This window comes from Kitasatospora sp. NPDC034023, assembly GCF_055575795.1.
This window is the reverse complement of the sequence record NZ_JBVIRY010000006.1, coordinates 108767-124313: the sequence shown is the minus strand read 5'-3', so window position 1 is coordinate 124313 and position 15547 is coordinate 108767. Positions and strand designations below refer to the sequence as shown.

Here is a 15547-nt window from a genome sequence, read left to right as displayed (position 1 = left end):
GCCCGTCCCGCCCGTGAATTTTCGGCGGTCCGATGCGTTGGACATGCGAGGATTCGGACCATCAGCCTGACAAAGGAGTGCAGCGAGTGCCCGGCACAAACCTGACCCGCGACGAGGCCCGCACCCGGGCCGATCTGCTCCGCGTGGACGCGTACGACATCGAGCTCGACCTGGGCTCGGCCCGCGACGGTGGCACCTTCCGGTCCACCACCGTGGTCCGGTTCACCGCCACCACGCCCGGCGCGGACACCTTCATCGACCTCGTCGCCCCGAGCGTCGAGGAGATCACCCTCAACGGCGTCTCGCTCGACCCGGCGAGCTTCGCCGACAGCCGCATCCCGCTGCCGAACCTGGCCGCCGAGAACGAGCTGCGGATCGTCGCCGACTGCGCGTACACCAACACCGGTGAGGGCCTGCACCGGTTCGTCGACCCGGTCGACGGCGAGACCTACCTGTACACCCAGTTCGAGGTGCCGGACGCCCGCCGGGTCTTCGCCACCTTCGAACAGCCCGACCTGAAGGCCACGTTCGCGTTCACCGTGACCGCTCCCAAGGGCTGGGTCGTGGTCTCCAACTCGCCGACCCCGACCCCGGTCGGCGACGGCGACACCCAGGTCTGGACGTTCGAGCCCACCGGCCGGATCTCCAGCTACATCACCGCACTGGTCGCCGGCCCGTACGTCGGCGTCTTCGACAGCTACGAGAACGGTGAGCAGAAGGTGCCGCTGGGCATCTACTGCCGGCCCTCGCTGCGCGAGTTCCTCGACCCGGAGGCCATCTTCGAGGTCACCAAGCAGGGCTTCGACTACTTCCAGGAGAAGTTCGACTTCCCGTACCCGTTCGCGAAGTACGACCAGCTGTTCGTCCCGGAGTTCAACGCCGGCGCGATGGAGAACGCGGGCGCCGTCACCCTCCGCGACCAGTACGTGTTCCGCTCCAAGGTCACCGACGCCGCGTACGAGTCCCGCGCCGCGACGATCCTGCACGAGCTCGCCCACATGTGGTTCGGCAACCTCGTCACCATGGAGTGGTGGAACGACCTCTGGCTGAACGAGTCCTTCGCCACCTTCGCCGAGGCCGTCTGCCAGGCCGAGGCCCCCGGCTCCAAGTGGCCGAACTCCTGGACCACCTTCGCCAACCAGATGAAGACCTGGGCCTACCGGCAGGACCAGCTGCCGTCCACCCACCCGATCATGGCCGACATCAACGACCTGGAGGACGTCCAGGTCAACTTCGACGGCATCACCTACGCCAAGGGCGCCTCGGTGCTCAAGCAGCTGGTGGCCTACGTCGGCCAGGACGCCTTCTTCCAGGGCGTGCAGGCCTACTTCAAGCGCCACGCCTGGGGCAACACCCGGCTCAGCGACCTGCTCGGCGCCCTCGAGGAGGCCAGCGGCCGCGACCTCAAGGCCTGGTCCAAGTCCTGGCTGGAGACCGCCGGCATCAACGTGCTGCGCCCCGCCATCACGCTGAACACCGACGGCGAGATCGAGTCCTTCGCCGTGCTGCAGGAAGCCCCCGCGCTGCCCGCCGGCGCCAAGGGCGAGGCCGTGCTGCGGCCGCACCGCATCGCGGTCGGCCTGTACGAGCTGAACGGCGACGCGCTGGTGCGCACCGACCGGATCGAGCTGGACGTCGACGGCCCGCGCACCGAGGTGCCCGAGCTGGTCGGGCGTCACCGCCCGGCCGTCGTCCTGCTGAACGACGACGACCTCTCGTACGCCAAGATCCGGCTCGACGAGGACTCGCTGGCCGTCGTCACCGAGCACCTCGGCGGCTTCACCGACTCGCTCCCCCGCGCGCTGTGCTGGGCCTCCGCCTGGGACATGACCCGCGACGGCGAACTCGCCGCCCGCGACTACCTGGCGCTCGCGCTGTCCGGCATCGGCCGCGAGTCCGACATCGGCGTCGTGCAGTCCGTGCACCGCCAGGTCAAGCTCGCCCTCGACGGGTACACCGACCCGGACTGGCGCGAGGAAGGCCTCTCCCGCTGGGCCGCCGCCGCCGAGGAACACCTGCGCGCCGCCGAGCCCGGCAGCGACCACCAGCTGGCCTGGGCCCGCGCCCTCGCCTCGGTCGCCCGCACGGACGGTCAGCTCGAGCTGCTCGCCGGGCTGCTGGACGGCTCCGTCGAGATCAAGGGCCTCGCGGTCGACACCGAGCTGCGCTGGACGCTGCTCACCCGCCTCGCGGCCACCGGCCGCGCGGACGAGGCCCTCATCGCCGCCGAGCTGGAGCGCGACAACACCGCGGCCGGCCAGGAGCACGCGGCCACCTGCCGCGCCGCCCGGCCGACCGCCGAGGCCAAGGCGCAGGCCTGGGCGTCGGTGGTGGAGTCCGACACGCTGACCAACTACGTGCAGGAGGCCGTCATCGCCGGCTTCCAGCAGTCCGACCAGCGCGAACTGCTCGCGCCGTACGCGGAGAAGTACTTCGCGGCGGTGAAGGGCATCTGGGAGACCCGCAGCCACGAGATCTCGCAGCAGATCATCGTCGGGCTGTACCCGGCGCTGCAGGTCACGGCCGCGACGCTGGAGACCACCGACGCCTGGCTGGCCTCGGCCGAGCCGGCGCCGGCGCTGCGACGCCAGGTCGTCGAGTCGCGGGCCGGGGTCGAGCGCGCGCTCAAGGCCCAGGCGGCGGACCGGGCGGCCGGGAGCCGCTGACCGGCTCTGCGCCTCTCGACTGAGGCTGGAACCGCCGAAGGGGCGCCGGACGGATCGTCCGGCGCCCCTTCGGGGTCGTGCGGGTCGCGCGGGTCCTGGTGGACCTTCGGGCGCGGTGGTTACTTCTTCTTGCCCTTGCCGTACGGCAGACCGGCCAGCGCCGCGATGACCACGAAGGCGACGATCGGGAGAAACACGTACAGGCCGAGGGTCTGGCCGACGCTCAGGCCGGAACCGGGGTCGTCACCGTCATCCCTGGTGAAGGCCATGGCGGGCGACGACAGCAGCATCATCAGCGTGACCGTTGCGGAGACCGCGCCGGCTCGCAAAGCGTTCCTCTTGTCCACGTTTCCAACTTACCCGCCGCTTATGGGAGGGCGCGCGTCGGGGTCGGCCTGGTGGGGTGGGGGCCGACCGGCGTCGGGCTCCGGCGGTCAACGGGACGGGTCGTGGGGCCTGGGCGGGGCGAGGAGGTGGGCGAGGAGGCGGGCCGTGGGGGTGGTGGCGAGGCGGTCGAGGGTGACCGGGTCGCCCGCGTCGTCCGCGACCGGGAGGCGCCAGTTCGGGTACTGGTCCCAGGTGCCCGGCAGGTTCTGCGGGCGCGGGTCCCCGACCAGGTCCGGCAGCCAGACGCCGACCAGCTCCGCCGGAGTCGCCCGCAGGAAGCGGTACAGCACGGGCATCGACAGCGGCTCGCCCGGGGTGATCAGCCCCAGCTCGGCCAGCTCCGCCCGCCAGTCCGCCAGCTCCCCGGCCGCCTCTTCCTGTTCCTCCCCCAGCGGGCGGGCCAGCAGGCCCAGCCGGTGACGCAGCTCGACGTGCTCACCGGAGAGCCGGGCCGCGGTACTCGGCAGGTCATGGGTGGTGAGAGTGGCCAGACAGCCCGGCCGCCAGCGCTCCGGGGCCAGGATGCCGCCGCCGGCCTGCCAGTCCCGCTCGAACCAGAGGACCGAGGTGCCGAGCACACCGCGCGCCGCCAGCTCCTCCCGGACGCCCGGCTCGACCGTCCCGAGGTCCTCGCCGATCACCGCCGTCCCGGCCCGGTGCGCCTCCAGGGCCAGCACCCCGAGCATCGCCTCCGCGTCGTAGCGGACGTAGGCGCCCTCGGTGGGCGGGTGCCCGGCCGGTACCCACCAGAGGCGGAAGAGGCCCATGACGTGGTCGATGCGCAGCGCCCCGGCGTGCCGTGTCGTCGCCCGCAGCAGCTCCGCGTACGGGGCGTAGCCGGCCTCGGCGAGCGCGTCCGGGCGCCAGGGCGGCAAGCCCCAGTCCTGGCCGTGCGCGTTGAAGGCGTCCGGCGGGGCGCCCACCGAGATGCCCCCGGCGAGGACGTCCTGCAGCGCCCAGGCGTCCGCGCCGTCCGGGTGCACGCCGACCGCGAGGTCGTGGATCAGGCCGACCGGCATCCCGGCCTCGCGCGCGGCGCGCTGGGCGTCGGCGAGCTGCTGGTCGACCTGCCAGGCGAGCCATCGGTGGAACTCCACCCGCTCCTGGAGTTCCTTCTCCGCCTGCTCGATCTGTGGGCCGTCCGGGTGACGCAGGCCCTTCGGCCAGTGGTGCCAGTCCGCGCCGTGCACCTCGGCCAGGGCACTCCACAGCGCGTGCCGGCGCAGCCACTCGCCCTCGCGGCGCCGGAACGCCTCGTACGCGGCCTGCCGGCCGGGCCCGCGCGGCACCTCGTGCAGCAGCTCCAGGGCCTCGCGCTTGAGCGCCCAGACGGCGTCGCGGTCGATCAGGCCGTCGTGCCCGAGGACCTCCTCACGCAGGCGGACGGCCCGGCGGGTCAGCTCCTCGGCCCTTTGTCGTTGCTCCGCAGTCAGGTACGCGTACTCGGGGACGGCCTCGATCCGCAGGTGCACCGGGTCGGCGAAGCGGCGTGAGGACGGGCGGTAGGGGGACGGATCGGACGGGGCGCCGGGCAGTCCCTGATGCAGCGGGTTGATCTGCACGAAGCCCGCACCGAGGTCCGCACCCGCCCACTGCGCCAACTCGGCGAGATCGCCGAGGTCACCCATGCCCCAGGAACGGTCGGACAGGACGGAGTACATCTGGGCGAGGAACCCCCAGCTGCGGCCCGGGAGTTGGGGGACCTGCTGCGGGGCGACGATCAGCCGCGCCTGGGCCTTTCCTTCACTGGTCTCCACCTTGAGCGTGTGCCGCCCGAGGGGCAGATCAGCCGGCAGCCAGTGCGAGTGCCCGCGCGGCAGCTCCCAACTCCCCCCGCCCTCCAACTCCACCCGCAGCCGGGCATCCGCCGGCACGTCCAGCGCGGTACGCCGCCCCTGCCGGACCACCACGCACGGCGGCAGCAACCGGGCCTGCTGCTCCGCCCGGTGACGCTCCAGCGCCTCCCGCACCTCCCCCGGCGTCCCGGCCGCCACCCCCAACGCCGCGAGCACCGCCACCAGCGTCCGCGCCCCCACCCCCTGCCCGCCAGGCCCCGGATACCGGGCATCCACCCCGTACGCCTGCGCCAACGCCACCAGTTCGGCAGGCGGCGGCGGAGCATCCTGCGCCGGCACCTGCTCGGCTCCGTCACTGTCGTGGTAAGCGGCCACTCGCGGCTCCTGCGATGTCTCGGCAACGCCCGGTCAGGACTCCCCAAGTCCTACCCGGGTGACACCTCGATCACCCAGCGCGACACGAGGGCCAAGACCCCTGCGTCGCGCTGCGACCCTGTCGGCCGGGGATCGATCGAGAACTCCGGCCTCTCACCTCCGGAATTCGTCCGGAACAACGAACAACAACAGCCTCATCCGCTGGGACGTGGGGTCCGGTTCGAAGGGCTGAACTGGACCCCGCAGGCCTACGTCCGAGGGCCATCGAAACCGTAGAGTTGCACCGCGACACCCTGCTGACGGGCGAAATCCGCGATGCCCTCCACTGCCGCCGCCAGCGCAGTCGCGAGCTTCTGGAGCTCCGAATTGCGCTGCTCCCTGCTGGACGCGGCCTCCACCGCCCGCCAGGTGGTCCGGTAGGCGTCTTCCAGTGGACCGATCATCTCGTCGTACTCGATGAGGCTGTCCAGCTCGCAACCAGGCCGACGGCCTTGTGCGGCCATGTCCAGCTGAGCGGTGACTGAAATGAGATCACCCACTAGCTTCACGTGCCTCGGACCGATCCTCCGACTCACCAGAATTCCAGCCAGCACGGCGTTCCAGTTCTCTTCCTCGTCCAGCATCAGTTCCCCATTTCCCTCAGCATCCGAGCGAGTCTCGCAGCTCCGGCCCTACCGGCAGGTATGTCGACCCCACCCGCTCTCAGAATGGCCACGCAGTAGGTAGCGCAACTGTTGGTTCCGTAGCTGTACGCGCCCAGGTCCGCGCCAACCGACTTGAGCTGCTTCCGGACCGCAGCCCCGACGTTGGGAACCCGGAACGTCAACTGCTGAGTGTTCGGTCCCAGCGGCTCGGTGGCTACCTGGGCCGACGTGGGGTAGCCGGTGAAATCCTCCGTACCCGGCGGGGCGTCGACCACCTGCTCCGTCTCAAGCGGGCGGCGGGCGCCATCCGGTTTCACCGAGATGGTCGCATGTCCTCGCGCCCCGATGTCAGGATCCCAGTTGACCGTCGCCGTTCCGTCCCCGTCGCCGCAGTTGTGAACGAGAACCGGGGAGGCTCCTGCCAGCACATAGTACGTGTGGAGCCGGTTGACGGTGAGGTTGTGGGTGGTGACGGCGTAGGGGTAGTTGCGGACGGACTGGATGGTGAGGGTGGTGCCGTCGGGCTTGCGGAGGTGTTCGCCGGGGGTGAGTTCACCGGCATCCACCCACTGCTGGCGGGTCTCGCTCCAGTAGGGATGGTGGTGAGTGGAGGTGATCTTCGCCTGGTTAGCGGCCGGCGGGCCGCGCGGGTTGGCGTCGTCGGTCAGGGTGAGGTCGGTGAAGTCCTTGTCGTCGGGGGTGGTGATGGTCGCGGTGACGGGCGCGGGGTGGGTCTCGCCGGTCTGGGGGTCGGTCGCCATGACGACATCGCCCTCGTGGATGTCCTCGATCGGCTTGAGGGTGCCGTCCCCCATCAGGACCTGGGTGCCGGTCGGAAAGCTGTTGGGGCGCCACGTGCAGCTGGCGGCCGCCGAGTCGTCGGCTTCCTTGGCTGCGGCCTTGGGCTCTGTGCCGGGCGCATCGGGTGCTGATTCTTTTGCTGCTTTTTCTTCCGCTGCCTTGGCTGCTGCCTTTTCAGCTGCATGGGCTTCGCTTGCGGCTGTCTTGGCGGCGACCAAGCCGGCTTCGGCTTCCTTGGCGACTCGTTCGCCGCTCCGGATAGCCGTGTAGATCTTGTTGATCTCTTTATAGATCTTGAGCGCCTCGATGCCGGCCTTGACAGCCTTGGCGATCTTTCCCCACGGCACCACGTTCAGCGCTGTGTTGATGCAGCTCATCACTTCGCCCTTGGTGAAGCAGTCGCGGGCGTCGTTGAAGCCGATCAGGTCGCCGACGATGTCGACCACCTTGTTGACGAGTTCTTCGCGCTTCTTCTTGTTGACCCTGACAACGTGGTCCGCCTCTTCCACGGCCTGCCGGGCCTTCTGCACCTCAGCCGTGGGCTTCTCCACGACGTCCACCTGGGTGGTTTCGCCGTGGGAGTCCGTGTGCCAGCCGGCGCACTCGGTGGCCTGGTCGCACTCAAGGCGCAGGCCATTGGCGTCCGACTTGTTGATCGGGCTGTTGTTGGCGTAGGCGTAGGCGTTCCACTGCTGGGGGTCGCCGGGGTCGGTGATGGGATCGGGGCTGATGAAGCGGCCCGTTGTGGAGTCGTACTCGCGGGCGCCGAGGAGGGTGAAGCCGGTGGTCTTCTCCTTGGTACCGCCGACGAAGCCCTTGTCACCGGCCCAGACACCCGCCTCGGGCTGGGTGCCGCGCTCGTTGCCGAAGGGGTCGGTGGGGCGACGGACGTGAGTGAGCGTCGCGGCGTCGAACTGGACGCCGTTGGTGCCGTGCGGGTCCCCGCCCTGGTAGGCGAGCGTGGAGGTGCCGTTGGTGGTGGTGCGGGTGATGGAGAGGCCGGTGGACGCCGCGTAGGAGCGGACGTCGGTGACGGCCTTGGTGTTGGTGTCCAAGGTGATCTGGTCGGCACCCAGGTTGAGGGTGACCTTGCCGGGGTCACGGCGGATCAGCTGGTTGCCGGACAGGTCGTACAGGTAGCTGGTGGCGCCGCTCTGGCCGGTACCGGTGATCTGGTCGAGCTTGCCCTGGGCGTTCCAGGTCAGTGTCCTGGTGCCCGGGGTGTCGGTGATCGAGGTGGTGTTGCCCGTGGCGTCGTAGGTGTAGGAGGTCACCGCGGTGCCGGCCGGGCCGGTCTGGGTGGACTTCATCAGCGCGTGCGGACCGCCGGTGCCGCCGCCCGTCTTCGGGTCGGTGGACGGGGTGTTGGGGCCGGTGCCGAAGGTCTGGGTGGTGGTGACGTCCTTGGTGGTGTCGCCGTTGACGTCCTTCTGGACCAGCTTGGTGCGGTTGCCGACGAGGTCGTACTCGTACTGCTGCCAGTACGGGGCCGGTCCGCCGACGCTCGGCTTGTCGGCGTCCATCGACGGTCCGTCGGTGTTGGCGCAGGCACCGACGCCGGGGACGCTGGGCTGGGGCCTGGTGGTCTGGGTCCCGGTGTCGGTCCAGGCCTGCGTAAGGCGCCCGAGGTAGTCGTGGGTGAAGCACTGCAGGTCGGCGATCTCGCCGTCCTGCGCGTTGCGGGCCGACGTGACCTGGCCGAGGGGATTGTAGGTGTAGTCGACCGAGTCGACGTGGGCGGTCTCGGCGGTCTGCTTGTCCAGGATCGAGCGCGCGACCCGGCCGGTGGCGTTGTCGATGTCCAGCGTGGCGACCACCTGAGCGCCTGCGCCGCCCACGGTGGTGCGGTACGGCCGACCGTACGGGTCGTAGCGGACATCGGCCACGTAGGTCGTAGACGGGTCGTACCCGAAGACGCTGCCCAGGCCAACGAATTGGCCGCCTGAGTCGGTGGTGAAGCTGAGCCTCTCCCGACCCATGCCGGCCACGTCCGGCAGGGTCGAGGTCTCCAGACGGCCGCCCGCGTCATAGGTGTTGTCGGTCTGGTAGACGCCGGCGAGTCCGCCCTCGACGGCCGGGATGGTCGTCCTCGCGCCGGTCTCGCGGTACCCGATGTCGTAACCCGTGACCTCCGACTTGTACGCGTCCCCGCTCGCCCCGCCCACGTAGCGGGTCGAGGCGGTCGGCTTGCCCTTGGCGAGGGTGTCGAAGGTCCAGGCGGCGACCTGCTTGGCCGGGTCGACCGTCGTGCCCTCGTAGGCCGCGACGGTACGGCCGAGGAGGTCGGTGACGCTGGTCGCGCTCTTGCCGCGCGAATCCGTGGCTGTGACGAGGTTCTTGCTGTCGTCGTACGACGTCGTTCCGATGCCCGAATCCGGGTCGGTGGTCTTCACCGGGCGGCCGAGCAGGTCGTATTCGTACGTCCACTGGTTGCCCGCCGCGTCCTTGCGCCAGACCTCCTTGCCGTCCGGCGTGTAGCCGTAGGTGGTCTCGTCGTACGCACCGGTCGGGGTGTTGTCCTTGTACTGGCGCAGGGCGATGGTGTTTCCGCGGGCATCGGTGATGGTCGCGGAGGCGTAGCCACCGGCCGGCGGAGTGGTGCGGACCTCATCGGCACCGACGAAGTCGGTGTGGGTGCGCCACTGTTCGATGCCATAGGACTGGAAGATCGAGTCGACGACCCGGCCCATCCCGTCGAGCTTCTGAACGGTCTGGGAGGGGATCTTGCTGTCCGGCTCCACGCCGCCGTTGGGCAGGAAGAGCTGGCCGCTGGGCTGCGCCTCGTCGTTGTAGTAGGCGGCGCTGGTCTTGGTCTGCCAGCCGTGCGAGTCGAACAGCGCGTCGGTGACCATACGGCCGATGGCGCCCGAGGGCGTGCTGGCCTGGGTCTGCCGGACGCGGCCGAGGCCGTCGTAGATGGTGAAGCTGGAGGTGTACCTCAGGCCCCCCATCAACGCCTGGCTGAGCACCTGCGAGGGCGCGTTGGTGCCGTTGACCGAGTAGGAGATCTTGCGGTTCGGCCGGTTCGGGTTCTTGGCCCGGTCGTTGCCCGGACTCCAGCTGGCCAGCGCGCGCCCGAGGGCGTCGAAGTCCTGCTCGCTGATCCGGCCGTTCTCGTCCTTGATCTTGAGCGGTGAGCCGCGGCCGACGTCCAGGGTGCTGACGGTCTGCCAACCCACCGGGTTGGTGTGGGTGACCTCCGTAGGCAGCTGGCCGGCGGCCGGGGAGTACGCGGTCTTGGTCTCGGCGCCGGTCGGGTGGGTGGCGTCGGTGCGGGTCGGGTCGATGGTGCTGACGACTCGACCGTAAGCGTCGAAGCTCGCCCTGGCGGTGGCCCGGTAGACCGGCTTGCCGTTGGTGTCGTAGCGCTCCAGGACCTCGGTCGAGGTCTGCTCGGCCTTGGCGCCGGACTGGCCGAGTGGCAGGCCGTCGAAGTACGCCCGGGTGTCGGCGACCGTGTTGTCCTTGGTCGCGGTCTGGCCGCAGGCGCCCTTGAGGACCAGGGTGCGCGAGGCCAACTGCGTGGATGCGCCACCGGGGCCGGCGGCGTACTCGAACGAGGTGCAGAGCAGTTGCTCCGGGTGGGTCGGGTCGCCGTTGTCGTAGACGGTCAGCGGACGGGCGAACGGCGTCGAGTCGTACGAGGTGGAACGCTCGCGGGTGGGTGCCGTTCGCGAACAATGTGCTGTACCACCCGGCTTCGGGCCGGTGCCTCGACCTTCCGGAGTGGAAGGCGGTCGACGGCGCCCGGCTCGACTTGTGGGACTGCAACTACGCGGCGAACGAGCAGTGGAGCGTCCCGATGGTGCGGACGGCCGTGCTGCCTGCGCCGCCGCGTTCCTGACGTCCATGTCCTGAGCTGGGCACACGGGCCCGCTTCGCCGGTCGGCGGGGCGGGCCCGGCGTGGTATCGGGGGCGGGGTCGGGGAGGGGAGGAAAAGGGGCAAGACAGGCATAGCCGTCGGTGGCGTTGACACCGGGTTGGGTAGCTGGTGGGGTTGCGGGCGATGTGGTTCCGGCCTGGCTAGGAGGCTCCTGTGCAAGCCCGAGTGTCAGTGGTGGCCGGGCGGCGGCTGCGGTTGCAGTTGGAGCAGAGTCCGGCGTTGCGGGACGTGTTGCAGCATCCGGCGGCGTTGGTGGCGCGGCGGGCGACGGCGCGGACGTGCCGTCAGTTGGCGCCCCGGACGGCGGACCGGCTGATCGCCGACCTCAAGGGCACGGAGCCGCTGTTGGCGTCCGTGCGGGCGGAGCGTGCGGCGGGGCGGCCGGGGCGGCGGGCGATGCAGATCGCGGCCGGCGTGGCGGCCGCGGCGGTGGTCGGCGGGCTGTTGGCCGGGCCGTTGCCGTCGGCGTACGCGGCGACGCCGGGGCCGGACGTGGTGAGCACCGCGCCGCAGACGCCGCTGGGGAGCGTGACCGATCCTCAGGTGTTCCCGCGGCCGCAGGAGCAGGCGGTGGCGGGCAGGGCGGTCGTGGTGCCGGGTGCCGTGATGCTGGTGACCACGCCGAAGGCGGACCCCGGTGCGGTGCTGGCCGTCCGTGAGGTGCTGGACATCGCCGGGGCGACCGACGTGACGTCGCGGCCGGACGGCGGGACGCCGGTGGCCGGGTCGCTGGTGGTGTACGTCGGCGGACCCGCGGAGGGTGCCGGCGGCGAGGTGGACCGGGTGCTGCGGCAGCTGACCGCCGCGGCGGGCGGCAAGGAGGGCACCGCGCCCTCGACCGCGAACCTGCCGGCCGGCGGGTACGTGCTGTCGGCCGGTCAGTTGCCCGCCCAGGGCGGCGGGACGTACGGCGCGGTGGTGCTGGCGGGCGTGGACGCCACCGGGACGTTCTACGCCGCGCAGAGCCTGCGCCAGCTGCTGGCCGCCGTGCCGGCCGGGCAGGGGCAGGCGGCGGGCGCGAACGGGCTCGGCCTGCCGGGGATCACGCTGCGGGACTGGCCGAGCGGCGCGCCGGTGCGCGGCACCGCGGAGGCGTTCTACGGCACCCCGTGGACCGCGCAGCAGCGGCTGGACCAGATCGACTTCCTGGGCCGCTCCAAGCAGAACTTCTACCTCTTCGCCCCCGGTGACGACCCGTACCGGCTGTCCCGCTGGCGCAACGCCTATCCGGCCGCGCAGGCGGACGAGCTGCGCGAGCTGGCCGCCCGGGCGCGGCGCAACCACGTCACGCTCGGCTACGCGATCGACCCGGGGCAGTCCCTCTGCTTCAGCTCCGGCAAGGACGTGGACGCGCTGGTGGCCAAGCTGGACGGGCTGCGGGCGCTCGGCTTCACCGCCTTCCAGCTGCAGTTCCTGGACGTCAGCTACGACGAGTGGCACTGCGGCGACGACCGCGACGAGTACGGCACCGGGCCCGCCGCGGCCGCCAAGGCGCAGGCCGAGCTGGTGAAGAAGGTCAACGACCGGCTGGTCGCCAAGAACCCGGGTCTGGCGCCGCTGTCCGTCGTCCCGACCGAGTACCACCAGCAGGGCGCCACGCCGTACCGCAAGGCGCTGGCGGCGGCGCTGCCGGCGGGCGTGCAGGTGGCGTGGAGCGGGGTCGGGGTGATCCCGGAGAAGATCACCACCGCGCAGGCCTCCGACACCACCGACCTGTACGGGCACCCGCTGGTCACCATGGACAACTACCCGGTCAACGACGCCAGCCCGGACCGGCTCTTCCTCGGCGCCTACACCGGGCGCGACCCGGGCGTGGCCACCCGCTCGGCAGTGATGCTGACCGGCGCCATGCAGCAGCCGGTGGCCTCCCGGATAGCCCTCGCCACGGCCGGCGACTACGCCTGGAACCCGGTCGGCTACAAGCCGGACGAGTCCTGGCAGGCCGCCCTGCGCTCGCTGGCCGGGCCGACCGGCGCCGCCGCGACGCCCGCCGGGACGGCGCTGCCCGCGGTCACCGCCCTGGCCGGCAACAGCACCTCCTCGCCGCTGTCCAAGCAGGAGTCCGGCTACCTGACGCCGCTGCTCGACCGCTTCTGGGCCGCCGCCGAGCCGACCTCGGGCACGGCGCCCGACCTCGCCAAGCTGATAGAGGCCGCCGGCCCGCTGCGGGAGGCCTTCGCCGCGATGGCCACCGCCCAGCAGACCCTGGCGGGCACCCCGGCCACCGCCCAGCTGGCCGGCGAGGCCGCGCCCTGGCTGGGCCCGCTGCGCGACTACGGGCTGGCCGGGCAGGCCGCGCTGAACATGCTGCTGGCCCAGCACGGCGGCGACGGAGCGGCGGCCTGGAAGGCCCGGGTGGAGCTCAACCGGCTCCGCGAGCAGCTCGACCGGGCCCCGGCCACCATCGGCGCCGGGGTGCTCGGCCCGTTCCTGGACCGCGCCGTCCGGGCCGCCGACAACTGGGCGGGCGTGGTCGGCGGCGGGGTCACCGCGACCACCACCCTGGGCACCGCGCAGGACCACCTGCCCGGGCTGATGACCGACGGCGTGGCGAACACCTTCTACTGGAGCTCCGCTCCCCCGCAGCCGGGCGACGCGGTCGGCCTCGACCTCGGCGCGGGACGCCCGGTCAGCGGCGTGACCGTGCTGATGGGCAGCTGGGGCAACGGCGCGGACGCCGCGACCGCCGTGGACGACTACATCCGCGACGGCGTACTGGAGTACTCCACCGGCGAGGGCGGCTGGAAGCAGCTCGCCGTCGTCAGGAACCAGAAGACGGTCAGCGCCCAGCTCCCGCCGGGCACCGTCGTCCGGGCGGTGCGGCTGCGGGCCACCGCGGCGCAGAAGACCGCCGTCGCGGTGCGCGAGTTCACCGTCACCGCCCCGGACGAGTCCCCGGCGAGCGTCACCGGCGGGCCCGACGCGCTGCCCGGCTCCTCCGCCGCCGCCGTGCTGGACGGCAACCCGGACACCGCGTACCGGGCCGCCAAGGCGCCGACCGCGCAGGACGACCCGCTCATCGTCGAGCTCGGCGCCGCCCGTCCGCTGGACCGGCTCACCGTGCTGACCGACCCGGGCGTGCGCGCCACCGCCACCGTCGCGGTGCGCCGGGCCGACGGCACCTGGGCGGACATCGGCACCGTGCAGCCCGGCTACAACGAGCTGCCGGCCGGCGGACAGGTGGCGGACGCGTTCCGGCTGACCTGGAAGCCCGGCGGCGATCCGCCGGTCGTCAACCAGGTCATCCCCTGGTACGCGGACGCCCCGGCGGCCCGGCTCACCCTGTCCGACCCGGCCCTGGACGTGGTCACCGGCGCGGCCTCGCCCGCCCAGACCCGGGCCACCGTGGAGGCCGGGCGCCCCGAGGGCACCACCGGCGAGCTGCGCGCCGAGGTGCCGGCCGCCGCCAAGGGCCTGACCGTGACCCCGGCCGGCCCGGTGACCGTGCCGCGCGGCGGCCGCGTGGGCGTGCCGCTGCTGGTCGCCGCCGCGCCGGGCACGCCGTCCGGGACGTACCGGGTGCCGGTGCGGTTCGTGGCCGGGGCGACCACCGTCCAGCAGGTCCTCCAGGTACACGTGGTCCCGCCGACCGGCGGGCCGGACCTCGCGCTCGGCGCGAAGGCCACCTCCTCGGGCGACGAAACGGCGAACTTCCCGGCCTCGGCGGTCGCCGACGGCGATCCGAAGAGCCGCTGGTCCTCGCCGGCCAAGGACGACGCCTGGGTGCGGCTGGAGCTGCCGCAGGCGACCCGGCTGGGCTCGGCAGTACTGCACTGGCAGGCCGCGTACGCGAGCTCGTACAAGATCCAGGTCTCGGCGGACGGGAACTCCTGGACGGACGCGGCCACGGTGGACAACGGCAAGGGCGGCGACGAGACGGTGCGCTTCGACGCGCCCGGGGTCCGGTTCCTCCGGGTCCAGGGCGTGGCGCGGGCGACCAAGTACGGCTACTCGCTGTACGGGGTCGAGCTGTACGCGGTGACCCCGCCGGCCGCGCCGCAGCCGCCGACCGGCCAGCCGGGCCAGCCCGGGCAGCCGGGCGGTGCGCCGACCGCCCCCGCGACTCCTCCGGCGGCGCCGCCGAAGCCGTAGCGAGCCGGGCCCCGAAAAAGCGACTAACGCGGCGGGCCGCCGTGCTCCCCGGTGCGGGGGCGCGGCGGCCCATGAGGCGCGTACCGACGGTGCGACGGGCGAGCCCTTGTGTCGCTTCGGTCAGGCGGAGAGCGGTTCGGGCTGCTCGCCGCGGCGGATGGGGGTGGGGTGGGCGCCGTGCACCCGGCCGATCGGGACCGAGTGGTTCGGCTCGGTATGGTCGAGGTGCTCGTACTCGCTCCACTGCGGGGCGCGCAGTTGGTCCGCGCCGCCGTAGGGCTCCAGGTAGGGACGCCAGCGCGGGTCCTTGATGCCGGTGCCGATGATCCGCCAGGCGAGTCCGCTGGGCGGTGCGGGTGGGCGCTTCATCCGCCACCCGAGTTCGGTGAGGTGGCGGTCGGCCTTGGTGTGGTTGCAGCGGCGGCAGGCTGCCACCACGTTGTCCCACCGGTGCTGGCCGCCCCGGCTTCGCGGGATGACGTGGTCGACGCTGGTGGCGGCGGCCCCGCAGTAGACGCAGCGGCCGTGGTCGCGGGCGAACAGCGCCCGGCGGGTGAGCGGGACGGGCCCGCAGAACGGGACCCGGACGAAGCGGGTCAGACGGACGACGGACGGCGCCGGAAGGGCGCTGGTGGCGCTGTGCAGAGTGACTTCCGAGTCCTCCAGGCTGACCGCCTTGTGGTTGAGGACCAGGATGAGTGCGCGGCGCATCGATACGACGCCGAGTGGCTCGTAGGACGCGTTGAGGACCAGGACATGCGGCACGGATGCCTCCTTGGACGCCTGCGGCGCGTGGCTCGCGCCGGGACGAGCGGTTGGATCGCGCAACAAGTACGCGATCTCCCCCAGTGTCGCCTTACGCCTTTGTACGGCGCCACCACTCCTGTGTAACGGAGCTGACG

Annotated in this window: 8 protein-coding genes; 3 read left to right on the top strand and 5 right to left on the bottom strand. The window is 72.0% G+C overall.

Going from position 1 to position 15547, the window contains the following annotated elements; all coding sequences use genetic code 11:
• Positions 1-86: 86 nt before the first annotated feature.
• Positions 87-2666 carry an aminopeptidase N gene (gene pepN / locus ACZ52R_RS11585; protein WP_465753384.1) on the top strand — a complete coding sequence of 860 codons (2580 nt, stop codon included), beginning with the start codon at positions 87-89 and terminating at the stop codon, positions 2664-2666.
• A 119-nt stretch (positions 2667-2785) separates the two neighbouring features.
• Here pepN and ACZ52R_RS11580 read toward each other — a convergent pair whose 3' ends face one another.
• From ACZ52R_RS11580 to ACZ52R_RS11565, 4 genes are all read right to left on the bottom strand, one after another.
• Entirely contained in the window at positions 2786-3013 is a 228-nt protein-coding gene (locus ACZ52R_RS11580; protein ID WP_380653591.1) for a hypothetical protein, read from the bottom strand.
• Between the two features lie 87 nt (positions 3014-3100).
• Positions 3101-5188, bottom strand: coding sequence for a 4-alpha-glucanotransferase (gene malQ / locus ACZ52R_RS11575; protein ID WP_465753443.1), 2088 nt, complete (start codon positions 5186-5188; stop codon positions 3101-3103).
• Positions 5189-5472: 284 nt separating this feature from the next.
• The gene (locus tag ACZ52R_RS11570) at positions 5473-5847 is read right to left on the bottom strand and encodes a hypothetical protein (RefSeq protein ID WP_465753383.1); all 375 of its coding nucleotides are present in this window, start codon (positions 5845-5847) and stop codon (positions 5473-5475) included.
• Positions 5847-10187 carry a polymorphic toxin-type HINT domain-containing protein gene (locus tag ACZ52R_RS11565; protein WP_465753382.1) on the bottom strand — a complete coding sequence of 1447 codons (4341 nt, stop codon included), beginning with the start codon at positions 10185-10187 and terminating at the stop codon, positions 5847-5849. The genes ACZ52R_RS11570 and ACZ52R_RS11565 overlap by 1 nt, the downstream gene beginning before the upstream one ends.
• 146 nt (positions 10188-10333) lie before the next feature.
• On the opposite strand from ACZ52R_RS11565, the gene ACZ52R_RS11560 reads away from it, so the two are divergent.
• The gene (locus tag ACZ52R_RS11560) at positions 10334-10513 is read left to right on the top strand and encodes a hypothetical protein (protein WP_465753381.1); all 180 of its coding nucleotides are present in this window, start codon (positions 10334-10336) and stop codon (positions 10511-10513) included.
• A gap of 193 nt (positions 10514-10706) precedes the next feature.
• Positions 10707-14645 (top strand): beta-N-acetylglucosaminidase domain-containing protein, encoded by a 3939-nt coding sequence (locus ACZ52R_RS11555; RefSeq protein WP_465753380.1) that lies wholly within the window; start codon positions 10707-10709, stop codon positions 14643-14645.
• 120 nt (positions 14646-14765) lie between these two features.
• Here the strand turns inward: ACZ52R_RS11555 and ACZ52R_RS11550 are convergent, their stop codons facing one another.
• Positions 14766-15410, bottom strand: a complete 645-nt coding sequence (locus ACZ52R_RS11550) for an HNH endonuclease (RefSeq protein WP_465753379.1) — start codon at positions 15408-15410, stop codon at positions 14766-14768.
• Positions 15411-15547: the final 137 nt, after the last annotated feature.